Source organism: Erythrobacter sp. HL-111 (assembly GCF_900105095.1).
Taxonomy (GTDB): Bacteria; Pseudomonadota; Alphaproteobacteria; order Sphingomonadales; family Sphingomonadaceae; genus Erythrobacter.
Genome location: NZ_LT629743.1, coordinates 1,817,055 through 1,832,376, shown reverse-complemented (window position 1 = coordinate 1,832,376; position 15,322 = coordinate 1,817,055). Strand labels below are relative to the sequence as shown.

Sequence of the window (15,322 nt, the reverse complement as noted above, 5' to 3'; positions counted from 1 at the left end):
CGCCTTCCGTGCCGATCCGCGCCCGCGGGGCTATGCGGCGCTACGGCGCGGCGGCGGTGCGTCCGTTTTGCGATGCCTCTGCCCGGGGCGCGGGCGGATCGCCGCCCAGCGCCTGCCACAGCCCGATCCGTGCCCGCCGCGCCCGCCCGAGCGCGGCCGCCGCGCGTTCGCCGCTGGCATCGGCGGCGCGGCGCGCCTCGAGCACGGTGAGGAAATCGGCGAGCCCCGCGCGGTAACGCGCATCGGCGATCCTCGCGGCGCGTTGCAGGGCGTCGCGTTCGCGGATCGCCTGCCGCGCCTCGGCATCGCTCGCCGCGATCAGGCCATAGGCGGCCTCGGCATCGCCCAGCGCCTCGAACACCGCGCCGCGATAGGCGGCGAAGGCGGCGCGTTTGCCGGCGGCGGCGGTGTCGATCCCGGCCTCGATCCGCCCGAAATCGAGCAGCGGCCCGGCAACCCCCGCGGTGAGGTTGCCGACGATGGAATCGGTGTCGAACAGGTCCTCCGGGTCGAAGGCGAGCAGGCCGATCACCCCCGACAGCGTCAGCCGCGGGAAGCGCGCGCGCGAGGCGGCCGCGAGATCGGCGTCGGTCGCGGCGAGCTCGGCCGCGGCGGCGAGCACGTCGGGCCGGTTTGCGAGCAGCAGCGAGGGCAGCGCGGCCGCGGCGGGCGGCTCGGCGACAGGCGGCGTGGCGGCGGCGGCGAGCAGGGCGCGCACCTCCCCCGCGGCGAGCCCGGTGAGCGTCACCAGCCGCCCGACGATCCGCACCCGCTCGCTTTCGAGCCCGACGAGGCGCGAGGCCGAGGCGCTCGCCTGGGCCTCGGCGCGGACCCGGTCGAACCCGGGCGCCAGGCCCGCCTCCTCCCGGGTCGCGGCCAGAGCGGCGAGGCGTTTGGCCGCCGCTTCGTCCGCCTCGAGCGCGGCGGCGCGGGCATCGAGCGTGCGCCAGTCGATCACGCTCGCCGCGATCTCGGCCAGCAGCGCGTTGCGGACCGCCGCGGCCTGCGCGCTCGCCGCGTCGATCCGGGCGATCGCGGCGCGTTCCTGCGCGCGCAGCTGGCCGAAGATGTCGGGGTCCCAGCTCGCCGCGACGTTGGCGCCGTACTGGGTGAGGTTGCGCGGGATCAGTCCGCTCGCCCCCGCGTCGCCGAACTGCGCGGGGTTGATGCGCTGTTCGCGCAGGCTCGCATCGGCGGTGACGTCGGGCAGGCGTTCCGCCCCGGCGCGCTCCGCCCGGCCGCGCGCGGCATCGACCCGCGCGAGCGCCTCGGCCAGCGACGGCGCGCCTGCCACGGCCTTGTCGGCCAGTGCGCGGAAGGCCGGGTCCTCGCGCGGCAGCAGGGCGGCGACCGATGCGCCCGGCCCGGCTTCGGGGGCGTGGAAGAAGGCGCCGGGAAGCTCGGGCGGCGGGGTCGCGACCTCGGGCGCGGGTTTCAGCCCGCAGGCACCGAGCGACAGCGGCAGCATGGCCGCGAGCGCCATCCTCGCGCGGCGGCGCAGGGCGAAGCGCGGCGTCATTCGCGCCCGCCCGCCTTGTGTTCGCCGGTCGCCGGGATGAAGGCATCGACCTGCTGGCCGACCCGGAAGGGTCCGCGTTCGCCCGCGTCGGAGGGCAGGGCGTAGATCAGCTGGAGCACGCGCACGTCGACCCGCTCGGCCGCGCTGTTGGTCAGCTGGCGCTTGGGCACGACCTGCGGTTCGGCGCGGATGAAGTTCGCCCGGACCTGGATATCCGCGGCGCCCCGCGGCGAGACCAGCGCGGGCGCGCCGAGCCTGACCCGGGCGGCCTCGTTCTCGTCCACGTCGACCCGGACGTGGAGCGGATCGGTCCGGCCCATCTGGATGAAGGGCGCACTGGACCCGCCGCCCTGCGTGGCGACGAATTCGCCCGGCCGGATATTGACCGCGAGTATCTCGCCCGCGATCGGCGCGCGCACGGTCAGGCGGTCGAGTTCGGTGCGCACGCTCGCCGCGCGCGCCTCGGCCGCGGCGAGCCGGGCGCGGGCGAGCTCGAGCCGGCTCGCGGCGGCGACTTCCTCCCCCTTGACGCGGATCACCTCGGAGCGGCTGACGGCGGCCGGGTCCGCGATCTCGTCGTAGAGCGCGAGCTGCTCGCGCGCGGTCGCCCTTGCCGCCGTGGCCTCGGCGATCGCGGCGCGCCCCTCGCGGATCGCGGCTTCGGCCTCGCCCAGCTGGGCGCGCGCGGCGCGCGGATCGACCGCGAAAAGCACGTCGCCTTCCGCAACGCGGTCGCCCGGTTCGACCTGCACCCGGGTGACGAGGCCCGACAGCGCCGAGCCGATGTCGATGATCTCGCTTGCCGGTTCGACCAGCCCGGTGCCCGCGACGCGCGCCGCACCGGCCAGCGCGCCGGACGGCTTGGGCGGCTGTTCGGCGGGCTCGCTGGTGGCGCGGTCGGGGAGGATCGCGGCGATGTAGACCGCGGCCAGGAGGATGCCGATGAGCGCGATCACCGGCAGCACCTGGCGCGAGAAGCTGACGTCAGCGGGGAGAAGGGCCATGCATTCCTCGGCGCAGGGGGAAGGGGGAAAGGCGGCGGGGCATCAATTGTCCTCGGGCATCTCGGCGCCATCGTGGATGACGCGCCCGTCCTCGAGCACGAGGATGCGGTCGGCGAGGTCGAAGATGCGGTTGTCGTGGGTGACTATGATGCAGGCGCGGTCCGGGGCGACGGCGACTTCGCGCAGGAGGTCCATCACCCGTCGGCCCGAACGCGCGTCGAGCGCGGCGGTAGGCTCGTCGCAGACGACGAGGCGCGGTTCGTGGACCAGCGCACGGGCGATCGCGACGCGCTGTTGCTGGCCGCCCGAAAGCTGGCTCGGCAGCTTGTCGGCCTGGTCGGCGATGGCGAGCTTGTCGAGCAGGACCTTGGCCCGTTCGCGCGCCTCGGCCACGGCCATGCCGCCCGCGATCAGCGGGACGGCCGCGTTGGCGGCGACGTCGATCGAGGGAATGAGGTTGTACTGCTGGAAGATGAAGCCGATGTTGGCGAGGCGGAAACTGACCAGTTCGGTATCGGACAGGGCGTAGATGTCGGTCCCGAACACCTTCACCTCGCCCTCGGTGGGGAAGAGGATGCCGCACATGATCGAAATGAGCGTCGTCTTGCCCGACCCGCTTTCGCCCACGACATAGGTCATCTCGCCCGAGCGGATGTCGGTGTCGATCCCGTGGAGCACGCGGATGGTGGTCTGTCCGGTCTCGAAATCGCGCGTGATGCCGCGCGCGCTGATCGCCGCTTCGCGCGGTTCGACGGAGGGCGAGGGTGCGGGTGCGGGGGAGGGCGGCTTCACCGGAACACCGCCGCCGGTTCGGTCCTGAGGACGGAGCGCAGGCCGATCCAGCCCGTCAGCGCGAGGATCAGCACGACCGCGACCAGGCTGACGAGCGGGACCTGCCAGGGGATATAGAAGCCCTTGAACGTGGGATTGCCGGAAAAGCTCCAGATGAACAGGACGGTGCCGACCACGCCGAGGGCATAGCCGATCGAGCCGACCATCGCCGCCTGCGCGGCGACCATCCGCACGATCTTGCCGTTGGTGACGCCGATCGCCTTCAATGCGCCGAACTGCTTGATGTTGTCGCGGATGAAGAGGCTGAAGGTCAGGCCCACGATCGCCACCCCGACGATGAAGCCGAGCGCCACGGTGATCCCGAAATTGAGCGGGATGCCGGTGTTCTCGACGATGAAGTCGATCCCGTTCTGCGCGAATTGCGGCCGGGTCAGCGCCTTCAGGCCGGTCTGTCGCTCGATCCGCGCGGCGACCGCCTGCGGCGTCTCGCCCTCGCTCGCCCCGGCGAGGACGAAGGTCAGGCGGTTGCGCGTGCCCGGCACGTAATTCAGCGCCCGGCTGTAGGTGGTGTAGAGGGTGACCTGGCTGGTGAAGGTCGGGATCGCGTCGGTCACGCCCCGGATCACGGCGCGCTGGTCGTTGAGTTCGAGCCGCGCGCCGATCGCCGATTCGCCCGGGCCGAACAGGTTGAACACGCCGAAATCGTCGATCAGCACGCTGTCGGGCTGGTAGAGGATGCGCTTGTCCCCTTCCTTCAGCCGCGCCGGCAGGCCGATCAGGGTCGCATCGTCGACCCCGATCATCTGCACCCCTTCCAGATCGCCCTCGCGCGTGCGGACCGAGGCCGGGGCGCGCAGGTGCGGCACGGCCCATTCGACCCCCTCGACCGAACGCACCTCGTCGAGCGCGGTCGAGGGCATGGCGTAATGAACCTCGGTCGTGCGGCTGACCGGGTCCATCACCCAGATCTCCGCCTCGGGCGCGTTGAAGACCCCGCTCGCCCCGCGTTCGATGAGGTTGGAGAAGATCGTCAGCTGCTGGGTGATGAGCAAGGTGGAAAAGGCGATGCCGAACAGCAGGCCGTAGAATTTCTGCGCGTCGCCGGTGAGCATTCGGATGGCGATCCAGAGCATCGGGGGAACCTTCGGTCCGGGACGGGGTTGCGCCGTGGGGCGATTCGCGACATTACTGAACGGTCTCGTTTAATTGAACGGAGCCGTTCATTTTGTCAACCGTCCGCGCCTCGGCCGCTCCGCGAAGGCCCGGCCGCCCTTCGGACCGGGCGAAGCGCGCGGCCATCCTCGAGGCGGCGACGCGGAGCTTCTTCCGCAACGGGTTCGCCGCGACCTCGATCGAGCAGGTCGCCGCCGAGGCGGGGGTGTCCAAGGTCACCGTCTACAACCATTTCGGCGACAAGCGAGCCCTGTTCACCGCGGCGGTGCACAGCGAATGCGACAACATGCGCGAGCATCTGCCGATCCGCGATGCGGGCGGCGAGGTCGGGACGATCCGCGAACGGCTGGTCGCGATCGGCGAGGCGATCGTCGCCTTCCTTTCCCGCCCCGAGATGATCCAGTTCGAACGCCGCATCGCCGCCGAGACCGAGACCGACCCCGAGATCGGGCGCGCCTTCTTGCTGGCGGGGCCGCGGCGGATGAGGGACGCTTTTTCCGCCTATCTCGAACACGCCGCTGCGGCGGGCGAGCTCCGGATCGAGGATCCGGCGATCGCGGCGGAACAGTTCGTCTCGATGTGCAAGGGCATGGGCGACCTCGAACGGCGTTTCGGCGCGGCCCTGCCGGGCGGGCAGGACCGCCACCGGATCGAGCGCGCGGTCGATGTCTTCCTGTCCGCCTACGGGCCGCAATGAAGCCCGCCGCGCCGTTTCCAAAAACCGCAATCGCGGTTTCGAAAAACGGCATCCTCGCGCGGGGGCACCATTATCTTGCCATTCATTCGCGCTGTCCTACATTGTGACGGCAGAAAGGAATCCAGCCGATGGCCGACCAGAACGATCCCAACCAGCAGCCGCCCGACGGTCCGAACCCCTGGGTCAAGCAATTGATGATCTGGGGCGGGATCTTCCTTGCCCTGCTGCTGCTCGTGTCGCTGTTCGGCAATGCCGGTCAGCCTTCGGGCACGCAGATCCGCTATTCCGATTTCCGCGAGGCGGTGATCGAGGGCGAGGTGCGCGAGGTCCAGCTTGGCGAGGACATGATCACCGGCACGCTGCAGAACAACGAGACGTTCCAGACCGTGCCCGTGCCCAATGATGCGGAAATCACCCGCCTGCTGGAAGAGAACGGCGTCGAGTTCTCCGGCAAGCCGCGCGAGGGGCAGAACGTGCTGCTGTTCCTGCTGATCCAGTCGCTGCCTTTCATCCTGATCCTCGGCATCGCCTTCTTCGCCCTGCGCCAGATGCAGAAGGGCGGCGGCGGCGGCGCGATGGGTTTCGGCAAGTCCAAGGCCAAGATGCTGACCGAACGCCAGGGCCGCGTCACCTTCGAGGATGTCGCAGGTATCGACGAGGCGCGTGAGGAACTGCAGGAGATCGTCGAGTTCCTGAAGGACCCGCAGCGCTTCTCCAAGCTCGGCGGCCAGATTCCCAAGGGCGCACTGCTGGTCGGTTCGCCCGGTACGGGTAAGACGCTTCTGGCGCGCGCGATCGCGGGCGAGGCGGGCGTGCCCTTCTTCACCATTTCGGGCTCGGACTTCGTCGAGATGTTCGTCGGCGTGGGCGCGAGCCGCGTGCGCGACATGTTCGAACAGGCCAAGAAGAACGCGCCCTGCATCGTCTTCATCGATGAGATCGACGCGGTCGGCCGTTCGCGCGGGCACGGGCTCGGCAATTCCAACGACGAGCGCGAGCAGACGCTCAACCAGCTGCTTGTCGAGATGGACGGCTTCGAGGCGAATGAAGGCATCATCATCATCGCCGCAACCAACCGGCCCGACGTGCTCGACCCCGCGCTGCTGCGCCCGGGCCGTTTCGACCGGCAGGTCGTGGTGCCGATCCCCGACATCGACGGGCGTGAGAAGATCCTCGGCGTGCACATGAAGAAGGTGCCGCTGGCCCCGGACGTGAACCCGCGCACGATCGCGCGCGGCACGCCCGGTTTCTCGGGCGCGGACCTCGCCAACCTCGTCAACGAGGCCGCCCTGCTCGCCGCGCGCCGCAACAAGCGGCTGGTCGCGATGCAGGAATTCGAGGACGCCAAGGACAAGGTCATGATGGGCGCGGAACGCCGCTCCATGGTGATGACCGACGACGAGAAGAAGATGACCGCCTATCACGAGGCGGGCCATGCGATCGTGTCGGTCCACGAGGAAGCGTCCGATCCGATCCACAAGGCGACGATCATCCCCCGCGGCCGTGCGCTGGGCATGGTGATGCGCCTGCCGGAGCGGGACTCCTATTCCTACCACCGCGACAAGATGCACGCGAACCTCTCGGTCGCGATGGGCGGGCGCGTGGCGGAGGAAATCATCTTCGGTCACGACAAGGTCAGCTCGGGCGCGTCGTCGGACATCCAGTACGCGACCGACCTTGCGCGCAACATGGTGACCAAGTGGGGGATGAGCGAGAAGCTCGGCCCGCTCCAGTACGAGAGCAGCCAGGAAGGCTATCTCGGCATGGGCCAGACCCAGCGGACCATGGCGGGTGCCGAGACGAACAAGCTGATCGACGCCGAGATCAAGGCGCTGGTCGAGGGCGCGCACAAGCGGGCGACCGAGATCCTGACCAAGCACGAGGACGAGCTCCATCTGCTTGCCCAGGCCATGCTCGAATACGAGACGCTGACGGGCGAGGAGATCAAGACGCTGCTCGAAACGGGCAAGATCGACCGCCCGAACGAGCCGAAGAGCCCGACTTTCGTCCGCCCGCCGCGCGGTTCGGCGATCCCCAAGGCGGGCAAGCGCTTCGGCGGCAAGGGCGCCGAGGACACCGGCGGGCCGGAACCGCAGGGCGCCTGAACGCTCGCGGCCGTTCGGCCGAGCCATCTGACACGCGAAAGGGGCGCCCGGACCGGATCCGGGCGCCCCTTTCCCTTGCGCCTCGCCCATGGCCCGGCCGGCGCGCGTGACTGGCCGCGCCTATCCCCCGGGTGCCTTTTGAAGGTGCAAAAACGCGGCAATCCGGCGGTCGCCGCCAGCCCCCGCTATTTCTCGGCCAGCTTGCGCTCGATCGCAGCCCAGAGGTGAGCGAAGGCGCGCGCGGCCGCCGAGCGCGGGGCGAAGGCGCCGACCGGCTTCCTTTCGACCGCGCATTGTTCGATCGCGGAGGCGAGCGGGACCACCGGCCAGTTGCCGTTCGCCTCGCGCGCTTGCTTGTGCAGCGCCCGGCGCATGTCGAGCATCGAGAGCACCGGCAGGATCGGCGGATGCCCCTTGCCGCTGCCGCGCACCTCGTCGACCACCAGATCGAAGGCGCGCGCCGATAGCGGCGAGGGCGGCAGCGGCACGATCACGAGGTCGGCCGCGCGCATCACCTGCGTGCTCAGCTCGTTGAGCACCGGCGGGCAGTCGAACAGGATCCGCTCGTAATCCCTGGACAGCGTCTCGACCAGCTTGGCGAGCCGCTTCTTCTTGCCGATCGCGTCGAGCTGGCGGCCGATCGTGCGGATGCTCTCGTCCGCCGGCAGCAGGTCGAGCGTCGGGTAGGCGGTCCGCTGGATCAGCTTGTCCGGCCCGCGCTCGGCGGCGAAGACCGTGTCGGCGGTGCGTTTCTTCCGGGGATCGACGCCGAGCAGGAAGCCCGAGCCATTCGAGGCATCGAGATCCCACAGCAGGGTGCGCCGCCGCGATATCTGCGCCGCGCACCAGGCGAGGTTGACCGCGAAAGTCGTCTTTCCGACGCCGCCCTTGACGCTGTAGACCGCGATCGTCGCCATCCCGCCTCCAACCTTCCGCTTCGCTCCGCGCGTATTGTTACGTTTCGATTACACGAGATTTCGTTACATCACCACGGGCCAAAGGCAAGCGCTGCGCCGTCGGGTTAGAATCTTGTCATCAAGCGCAATATCCTGCGGCAAACAAAAAGGCCGCCGAAACGGCGGCCTTTCGTGTGTTTCGCGAGCCTTTGCGGCGCCCCGGTCAGCCGTCGTAATCGGCCCCGATCGAGGTCGAACGGGTCGGCGCGGAGGCGGTGATCCGCAGCGCTTCGGCCGACTGGCTGAGCGAGCCGATCTCGTCGGCGTCGTCCTCGTCGTCGGGCAGGATCTTCTGCAGGCCGACGACCAGCGATTCCTCGAGGTCCCTGGGCCGGATCGTCTGTTCGGCGATTTCGCGCAGCGCGACGACCGGGTTCTTGTCGCGGTCGCGGTCGATCGTCAGTTCGGCCCCGCCGGAGATTTCGCGCGCGCGCTGGGCGGCGAGCAGGACGAGGTCGAAACGGTTCGGAACCTTGTCGACGCAATCTTCAACGGTAACGCGGGCCATGGGCGTGTCTCTTCCTGTCCGGGGCTGCGGGAAAGCGTGTCAGCTAGGCGCGGAGCCTTGACCTGTCAAGGATTCGCGCGGTCGCAGGCGCGTGGCCGCCAGCCTATTCGTACCCGTAATCAGAATAGTCGCGCCGGTTGGGCGAGGTGAACTTGGTGATGTCGCTCTGGAAATGCAGCGGCACGTTGCCGGTCGAACCGTGGCGCTGTTTCGCCACGATCAGGCTCGCCTTGCCGACCAGTTCTTCGTGCTTCTGTTCCCAGGCGAGGTATTTCTCGCGCGCCTCGGGCGAGGAGGTCTCGTCGGGCGTGTCGGGCTTCACCAGCAGGTGGTAGTAATCGGAGCGGTAGATGAACCAGACCATGTCGGCGTCCTGTTCGATCGAGCCCGATTCCCTGAGGTCGGACAGCATCGGCCGCTTGTCCTCGCGCTGCTCGACCGCGCGGGAGAGCTGCGACAGCGCGATCACGGGCACCGACAATTCCTTGGCGAGCGTCTTCAGGCCCCGGCTGATCTCGGAAATCTCGTTCACCCGGTTGTCGTTCGCCCGGCCGGAACCCTGCAGCAGCTGGAGGTAGTCGACCACGATGAGGCCGATGTCGTGCTTGCGCTTCAACCGGCGCGCGCGGTTGCGGAGCGCCGCGATCGTGAGCGCGGGGGTGTCGTCGATATAGAGCGGCAGTTCGGCGAGCCGCTGGCTGGCGAAGGAGAGCTGCTGGAATTCATCGCGCGTGAGCTTGCCGCTGCGCAGCGCCTCCGAAGAGATCTCGGCCTGTTCGGCGAGAATGCGGGTGGCGAGCTGGTCGGAGCTCATTTCCAGGCTGAAGAAGGCGACCGGCGCACCGTAATTGAACTCGCCCCCTTCCGACAGCCAGCGCAGGTGCTCCTCGGCGCAGTTGAAGGCGATATTGGTGGCAAGCGACGTCTTGCCCATGCCCGGCCGCCCGGCAAGGATGATGAGGTCGGAATTGTGCAGGCCCGAAGTCTTCGAATCGATCGTGTCGATGCCGGTCGTCTTGCCCGACAGCCCGCCGCCCGAGTTGAGCGCGGCCTCGGCCATCTTGAGCGCGCTCATAGAGGCTTCGCGGAAGGTCGCGACCTCGCTTCCCGTCGCGGCCCCGTCGGCGACCCTGAACAGGTCCGCCTCGGCCTGTGCGATGCGTTCCGTCGGGCTCACGTCCTGCGAGGTGTCGAGCGCGCCTTCGACCAGCCAGCGCCCGACCGTCACCAGTTCCCGCAGGAGCGCAAGGTCGTAGATCTGCTGGGCCAGTTCGCGGGGGGCGAGCAGGCCCGCCCCGCTCGCGGTCAATTGCGCGAGATAGCTGGTGCCGCCGAGGTCCCTGAGCGCCTCGTCGGCTTCGAAATAGGGGCGCAGTGTCACCGGCGAGGCGGTCGCGTTGCGGTCGATCAGCGTGAGCACGCGTTCGTAGATGCGGGCGTGGATCGGCTCGAAGAAATGCTCCGGGCGGATCGGAACCTGCAATTCCTCGATCACCCGGTTGTCGATCAGCACCGCGCCCAGAAACGCCGCCTCCGCTTCGAGATTGGCGGGAAGCTTGCGGGTCTCGGTCGATTCGCCGCTGGTTACGAGGGAGAGCTTTTCGGGTTCAGGCATCCCCTCCCAATGCGCCCGCGTACCGCACCGGGCAAGACCTCGGCCGGGCAATATATTTTTCGCGCGCGCCCTTGCCGCTGTGGATAGCGGGGATGGGGAATCGAAGTGCTTGAATAATGGCCCCGCGATCTGCGAAGGCATCGCGTCATGGCCAATTCGCCGCCCGATTCTGACGTTCCGCCCGCGCCGGGCTCGTCTTCGGCCGCCCACCGGATCGTGCACATCTCGCTCGACGAGGAGACCATCCTGTGGCGGAACGCCGATGTCGAGCAGGAGCGGCGGGTGGCGATCTACGACCTGATCGAGGAAAACACCTTCAAGCCGGTGCGCAGCGCCGAGCGCGGGGCGAAGGGGCCTTATCGCCTGCACCTCTCGGTGCGCGACGGGCGGCTGGCGATGGACATTGCCGACGAGGGCGAGGCCCCGCTCGAGACACTGCTGATCGGGCTCGCCCGGTTCCGCCGCCCGATCCGCGAATATTTCGCGATCTGCGACAGCTATTACCAGGCGATCCGCAAGGCGACTCCGACCGAGATCGAGACGATCGACATGGCCCGGCGCGGCATCCACAACAACGCCGCCGAATTGCTGCTCGAACGGCTGGAAGGCAAGGTCGAGACCGATTTCGCGACCGCGCGGCGGCTTTTCACGCTGATCTGCGTGCTCCACATCAAGGGTTGAGGGAGACGTGGCCAAGCCCCGCCTGAGGACCGCCCGCCGCCGCAAGCTGGGGGCGGGGGGCCGGATCATCCGCCTCGTGTGGCAGGGCTTCGTGCTCGCCGTGCTGGCGATCATCCTCTATTCGTGCTGGCTGTGGGTCGACATGCGCGGCTGGCGTCCGGCGGAGGCCGCCTATCCCGAACAGGGCGCGGTGATTCGCAGCGGCTCATCGGGCACGCGGTTCGAGACGCTGCGCGCGCTGGGGGCGCGGTTTGTCTATCTCGAGCTCGCCCCGAGCGGCGCGGCCCCCGATCCCGGTTTCGCCGCGCGGCTCGACGCGGCGCGGGCGGCGGGGCTCGACGTGGGGATCGCGTTTCCCTTCGACCTGTGCACGCGGGCCGATCCGCAGAGCGCGCGCTTCACCCGCATGGTGCCGCGCGATGCCGATCTGCTGCCGCCCGCGCTGGTGCTTGCGATCGCACGCATCCCGTGCACCCCGCCGATGAGCGAGGCGGCGGTAGAAAGCGAACTGATGACGCTCATCAACCAGATCGAGATGCACGCCGGGCGTCCCGTCATCCTCAAGCTCGGCCCGGCGTTCGAGCGCAAGTACCGCATCGCGGCGAAGCTGGAGCGCGACCTGTGGCTGGTGCGCGACCGGGCCGAGCCGGACTATGCCGGGCGGCCCTGGCTGCTGTGGAGCGCGAACGCTGGCCTGATGACCGAGGCTTCGCAGGATCCGATCGAATGGGTGGTGGTGCAGAAATGACCTTGTCCGCGGATGCCGAGACGGCGTTGGTCGCGGCCGCGCGCGCGGCGGCGCTGAACGCCTATGCGCCCTATTCCGATTACAGCGTCGGCGCGGCCCTGCTGTTCGAGGACGGCGCGGTGATCACCGGATGCAACGTCGAGAACGCAAGCTACGGCCTTGCCCTGTGCGCCGAGACGGTCGCGGTCGCCAAGGCCCTGGGCGAAGGGCGGCGCGGCGGGCTCGTCGCGGTCGCGGTGACCGGCCCGGCGGACAAGGGAGCCAAGGGAACGAGGGGCGCGCCGATCACGCCCTGCGGGCGCTGCCGGCAGGTGCTCAACGAGATCGCGCAACTGGGCTCCACCGACCCGATCGTCCTGTGCGTCGGGACGACGCGGACCGAGCGAGTGCGCCTGTCCGACCTCCTCCCGCGCGCCTTCGGCCCCGCCAATCTCGCCTGAAGGTCATTCCTTCCCGATAGGACCGCCCAGGACCCCGCCGACGATCGGCAGGCCGATGCGGATGTCCTCGTCAGCGGAGAACGCGCCCCGCGCGAAACCCTGTCACACGCGGCGTGACGGGAAGAAGTCAGCGAGTCTCGATCCATTCGACCAGCGCCGCGAGGCAGTCGCGCGCAAGCAGCTTGCAGCGTTCGGGCGACCAGCCCTGCTCGGGTTCGGGAAAATCGGCGAGGTCCTTGTAGGGCATTTCCAGCGTCATCGCGCAGGCGCCGAAACGTTCGGCGACCTGATTGGTGCTCATCGCGAGATTGCCCTTGCCTGGCGCTGCCCTGGGATAGCCGAGCTTGGTCTGGAAATCGGGCGTGCGGCGGTCGAGGATGCGCTGGTAGCGGTAGAAGCCCTCGCCCTGTTCGTCGGTCCAGGACGGGATGCCTTCGAACCCCGCGAGGAAGACCGCGGGAATCGCCTCGTCGCCGTGCACGTCCATCGCGAAATCGACCCCGGTTTCGTCCATCTTCGCCAGGATCGCGAGCACTTCGGGCGATTTCTCCGCGCTGGGCGAGGCCCATTCGCGGTTGAGATTGGTTCCGACCGCGTTCGTGCGCAGGTGCCCCCGGCGCGATCCGTCGGGATTGCAGTTCGGCACGATATGCAGGCGGCAATGCTTCCTCAGCGCCCGCGCCACCGGGTCGGCCGGATCGGTCAGGCATTCGAGCGCGCCTTCCATCCACCATTCGGCCTGCGTCTCGCCCGGGTGCTGGCGCGCGTAGAGCCACACCTGCATCGCGCCTTCGCCCAGTTCGAGCAGGTCGAGCGGCTGGCCGTCGAGCGTCTCGCCGAGCCGGACGAGGTCCACCCCCTCGCTCGCAGCGGTCTCGGCGACGAGGTCGTGGTGCCGTTCCATCGAATAGGGCGCGAAATAGGCGAACCAGCACAGGTTCGACGCGGGCGTGTAGCGGATGGTGAGAGTACCGTTCGCCTCGTCCTTGTCGAAGCTGCTGGCCGCACGCGCCCAGTATTCGCGGTCTTCCGACACGCAGGCGTCGTAACCGGGCCAGCCGCCCGGATAGGCGCTGTCGTTGAGGCCGGTGAGCTTGAGTTCGAGTTCCTCGCCCGCGGCGCCCGTCACCCGGAAATGGAACCACTGCGCGAACCGGGAACCGTGGTCCTTCCTGAGCGCGAGGCGGGCGGATCGACCCTCGATGGACTTTATCTCGATATTGCCGCTGTCGAAGGCGGCGTCGATGGCGATTGCGGTCATTCGGTTCCCTTGAGGTCGGCGACGTCGATGGTGACGGTCTCGCCATTGCCACCGGGGAAATCGCGGAACAAGGCCGCAGCCAGCGTGCGCGCCGCCGCAACCGTGTCGGCATAGGGCGAATCGATCGAGGTTTCGAGATCGGCGCGACCTTCCCACAGGCTTTCGCCGGCCGGGCCGAGGATGCGCACGGCAAGATCGGTGACGACGCGCGGGGCCCTGCTGCCTTCCCCGAGGTTGACCCCGACCCCGACACCCACGCCCGAGCCGAAACCGCCGGTCCGTCCGCCGACCCCGACATTGACCGGCGAGCGCCCCTGGCCCGCGCGCCCGATCGGCTCGCGGCCGGTGCGGATGGTCGCGGTCTGGCCGGCGGTTCCGGGCTCGGTCGCGATGGAGTAGCCGAGTGCGCGCAATTCACCCGCCACCGCCGCCTCGAAGGCGTCGCGCGCGGCCGCGTTCCCGATCTCGTCGGGAAAGACGATCGCGATCGCGCCCTGGCCGAGCGCCGCGCGGCGGTCCTCCGCGACGAAGCGGGTGACCTCGACCGGGCCGGTGTAGACGCCGGCGCAGCCGCCGAGGGCGAGGGCGGAAAGCACCGCGGCAAAGGCGGCGCGGCGTGCGGGGGCGGCGCGGCGTGCGGGGGCGATGTGCATGGAATGTCCTTTCTTTCGGGGCGCGACTATAGCCTCCTCGCACGCACGCGCCACGACCGCTTTCGCATATGCGATTGTTCATGGTTTCGGGGCATTCGCGTGCTAGGGGCGCGGGCATGGACAGGACGCAGATTCCCGTGCTTGTGACCGGCGGCGCCGGCTATATCGGCAGCCACGCGGTGCTCGCTTTGCAGGATGCGGGCTGGCCGGTTGGCGTGATCGACAACCTGTCGACCGGGTTCCGCTTCGCCGTCCCGCAAGGCGTCCCCTTCTACGAAGGCGATATCGAGGACGGCGCGCTGCTCGACCGGATCTTCGCCGAACAGGGCATGGGCGGCGGGCGCGGCGCGGTGATGCATTTCGCAGGCTCGATCGTGGTGCCCGAAAGCGTCGCCGACCCGCTCGGGTACTACCACAACAACACGGTGAAGAGCCGCGCGCTGATCGAATCGGCGGTGCGGGCGGGCGTGCCGCATTTCATCTTCTCCTCGACCGCGGCGACCTATGGGATGCCCGAGGTTTCGCCGGTGGACGAGAACACGCCCCGCGCGCCGATCAATCCCTATGGCTGGTCGAAGCTGATGACCGAGCAGATGCTGGCCGATACCGCCGCCGCCGGCCACGGGATGAATTACTGCGCGCTGCGCTATTTCAACGTCGCCGGGGCCGATCCGGACGGGCGCAGCGGGCAATCGACCGCGGGGGCGACCCATCTCATCAAGGTCGCGGTCGAGGCCGCGCTCGGCAAGCGCGACCATGTCAGCGTGTTCGGGACCGATTACGACACGCCCGACGGGACGGGGGTGCGCGACTACATCCACGTGAGCGACCTCGCCGCCGCCCATGTCCTCGCGCTCGAGGCGCTGATCGAGGCGCCGGGCCGCTCGCTGACGATGAACTGCGGCTACGGACGGGGCTTTTCGGTGCTCGAGGTGCTCGACGCGCTCGACCGGCTGACGAATGCCCCGATCGAGCGGCGCTACGCGCAGCGGCGGCCGGGCGATCCCGGCTCGCTCGTCTCGGACCCCACGCGCATCCGGGCGACGCTGCCCTGGACGCCGCGCTTCGACGATCTAGAAACGATCATCTCCCACGCGCTCGCCTGGGAGCGGCGGCTGGACGAACTGCGCCGGAGCGATGCCGCGAATGGTTGACGAAGCGGCCTCGCGG

The 15,322-nt window shown here is 69.2% G+C and carries 15 protein-coding genes; 6 read left to right on the top strand and 9 right to left on the bottom strand.

Annotated features, from left to right (window positions below):
- Window positions 1-40: 40 nt before the first annotated feature.
- Genes BLU08_RS08680 through BLU08_RS08665 form a run of 4 tightly spaced genes read right to left on the bottom strand, consistent with a single transcriptional unit; the run spans window position 41 to window position 4,448 of the window.
- Window positions 41-1,519: an efflux transporter outer membrane subunit gene (locus tag BLU08_RS08680; protein ID WP_233995914.1), complete on the bottom strand. Its 1,479-nt coding sequence runs from the start codon at window positions 1,517-1,519 to the stop codon at window positions 41-43.
- Window positions 1,516-2,523 carry an efflux RND transporter periplasmic adaptor subunit gene (locus BLU08_RS08675; RefSeq protein ID WP_090198283.1) on the bottom strand — a complete coding sequence of 336 codons (1,008 nt, stop codon included), beginning with the start codon at window positions 2,521-2,523 and terminating at the stop codon, window positions 1,516-1,518. Before BLU08_RS08675 ends, BLU08_RS08680 begins: the two co-directional genes overlap by 4 nt.
- Window positions 2,524-2,565: 42 nt before the next feature.
- Window positions 2,566-3,315 carry an ABC transporter ATP-binding protein gene (locus BLU08_RS08670; RefSeq protein ID WP_172801006.1) on the bottom strand — a complete coding sequence of 250 codons (750 nt, stop codon included), beginning with the start codon at window positions 3,313-3,315 and terminating at the stop codon, window positions 2,566-2,568.
- Window positions 3,312-4,448, bottom strand: a complete 1,137-nt coding sequence (locus BLU08_RS08665) for an ABC transporter permease (protein WP_090198279.1) — start codon at window positions 4,446-4,448, stop codon at window positions 3,312-3,314. Before BLU08_RS08665 ends, BLU08_RS08670 begins: the two co-directional genes overlap by 4 nt.
- 92 nt (window positions 4,449-4,540) lie before the next feature.
- Between BLU08_RS08665 and BLU08_RS08660 the strand changes: the two genes are divergently transcribed.
- A complete protein-coding gene (locus tag BLU08_RS08660) occupies window positions 4,541-5,185 on the top strand; it encodes a TetR/AcrR family transcriptional regulator (protein WP_090198276.1) in 645 nt (214 codons plus the stop codon).
- 128 nt (window positions 5,186-5,313) lie between these two features.
- The gene (ftsH, locus tag BLU08_RS08655; protein WP_090198274.1) at window positions 5,314-7,290 is read left to right on the top strand and encodes an ATP-dependent zinc metalloprotease FtsH; all 1,977 of its coding nucleotides are present in this window, start codon (window positions 5,314-5,316) and stop codon (window positions 7,288-7,290) included.
- Between the two features lie 185 nt (window positions 7,291-7,475).
- Here the strand turns inward: ftsH and BLU08_RS08650 are convergent, their stop codons facing one another.
- The 3 genes from BLU08_RS08650 to BLU08_RS08640 all read right to left on the bottom strand — a co-directional run bounded on the left by BLU08_RS08650 (window position 7,476) and on the right by BLU08_RS08640 (window position 10,369).
- On the bottom strand, window positions 7,476-8,207 hold the full coding sequence (locus tag BLU08_RS08650) for a ParA family protein (protein ID WP_090198270.1): 732 nt from the start codon (window positions 8,205-8,207) through the stop codon (window positions 7,476-7,478).
- A gap of 202 nt (window positions 8,208-8,409) precedes the next feature.
- Window positions 8,410-8,754 carry a DNA-directed RNA polymerase subunit omega gene (rpoZ, locus tag BLU08_RS08645; protein WP_090198265.1) on the bottom strand — a complete coding sequence of 115 codons (345 nt, stop codon included), beginning with the start codon at window positions 8,752-8,754 and terminating at the stop codon, window positions 8,410-8,412.
- 103 nt (window positions 8,755-8,857) lie between these two features.
- Complete coding sequence (locus BLU08_RS08640; protein ID WP_090198261.1) at window positions 8,858-10,369, bottom strand: replicative DNA helicase; 1,512 nt, start codon at window positions 10,367-10,369, stop codon at window positions 8,858-8,860.
- A gap of 147 nt (window positions 10,370-10,516) precedes the next feature.
- Between BLU08_RS08640 and BLU08_RS08635 the strand changes: the two genes are divergently transcribed.
- The 3 genes from BLU08_RS08635 to BLU08_RS08625 are packed head-to-tail and all read left to right on the top strand — an operon-like array spanning window position 10,517 to window position 12,238.
- Window positions 10,517-11,050 (top strand): UPF0262 family protein, encoded by a 534-nt coding sequence (locus BLU08_RS08635; protein ID WP_172801005.1) that lies wholly within the window; start codon window positions 10,517-10,519, stop codon window positions 11,048-11,050.
- Window positions 11,051-11,057: 7 nt separating this feature from the next.
- Window positions 11,058-11,798, top strand: coding sequence for a glycoside hydrolase family 25 protein (locus BLU08_RS08630; protein ID WP_233995913.1), 741 nt, complete (start codon window positions 11,058-11,060; stop codon window positions 11,796-11,798).
- Entirely contained in the window at window positions 11,795-12,238 is a 444-nt protein-coding gene (locus tag BLU08_RS08625; protein ID WP_090198256.1) for a cytidine deaminase, read from the top strand. The genes BLU08_RS08630 and BLU08_RS08625 overlap by 4 nt, the downstream gene beginning before the upstream one ends.
- Before the next feature lie 127 nt (window positions 12,239-12,365).
- Here the strand turns inward: BLU08_RS08625 and BLU08_RS08620 are convergent, their stop codons facing one another.
- Together BLU08_RS08620 and BLU08_RS08615 are read right to left on the bottom strand one after the other, a co-directional pair.
- Entirely contained in the window at window positions 12,366-13,499 is a 1,134-nt protein-coding gene (locus BLU08_RS08620) for a M14-type cytosolic carboxypeptidase (RefSeq protein ID WP_090198252.1), read from the bottom strand.
- Window positions 13,496-14,152, bottom strand: a complete 657-nt coding sequence (locus BLU08_RS08615; RefSeq protein WP_090198249.1) for a hypothetical protein — start codon at window positions 14,150-14,152, stop codon at window positions 13,496-13,498. Before BLU08_RS08615 ends, BLU08_RS08620 begins: the two co-directional genes overlap by 4 nt.
- 116 nt (window positions 14,153-14,268) lie before the next feature.
- On the opposite strand from BLU08_RS08615, the gene galE reads away from it, so the two are divergent.
- Window positions 14,269-15,306 (top strand): UDP-glucose 4-epimerase GalE, encoded by a 1,038-nt coding sequence (gene galE / locus BLU08_RS08610; protein ID WP_090198244.1) that lies wholly within the window; start codon window positions 14,269-14,271, stop codon window positions 15,304-15,306.
- Window positions 15,307-15,322: the final 16 nt, after the last annotated feature.

Coding starts and splice junctions, on each gene's coding strand:
- BLU08_RS08680 (WP_233995914.1), bottom strand. CDS start 1,519: ATGACGCCGCGCTTCGCCCTGCGCCGCCGCGCGAGGATGGCGCTCGCG.
- BLU08_RS08675 (WP_090198283.1), bottom strand. CDS start 2,523: ATGGCCCTTCTCCCCGCTGACGTCAGCTTCTCGCGCCAGGTGCTGCCG.
- BLU08_RS08665 (WP_090198279.1), bottom strand. CDS start 4,448: ATGCTCTGGATCGCCATCCGAATGCTCACCGGCGACGCGCAGAAATTC.
- ftsH (WP_090198274.1), top strand. CDS start 5,314: ATGGCCGACCAGAACGATCCCAACCAGCAGCCGCCCGACGGTCCGAAC.
- BLU08_RS08650 (WP_090198270.1), bottom strand. CDS start 8,207: ATGGCGACGATCGCGGTCTACAGCGTCAAGGGCGGCGTCGGAAAGACG.
- rpoZ (WP_090198265.1), bottom strand. CDS start 8,754: ATGGCCCGCGTTACCGTTGAAGATTGCGTCGACAAGGTTCCGAACCGT.
- BLU08_RS08640 (WP_090198261.1), bottom strand. CDS start 10,369: ATGCCTGAACCCGAAAAGCTCTCCCTCGTAACCAGCGGCGAATCGACC.
- BLU08_RS08635 (WP_172801005.1), top strand. CDS start 10,517: ATGGCCAATTCGCCGCCCGATTCTGACGTTCCGCCCGCGCCGGGCTCG.
- BLU08_RS08625 (WP_090198256.1), top strand. CDS start 11,795: ATGACCTTGTCCGCGGATGCCGAGACGGCGTTGGTCGCGGCCGCGCGC.
- BLU08_RS08620 (WP_090198252.1), bottom strand. CDS start 13,499: ATGACCGCAATCGCCATCGACGCCGCCTTCGACAGCGGCAATATCGAG.
- BLU08_RS08615 (WP_090198249.1), bottom strand. CDS start 14,152: ATGCACATCGCCCCCGCACGCCGCGCCGCCCCCGCACGCCGCGCCGCC.
- galE (WP_090198244.1), top strand. CDS start 14,269: ATGGACAGGACGCAGATTCCCGTGCTTGTGACCGGCGGCGCCGGCTAT.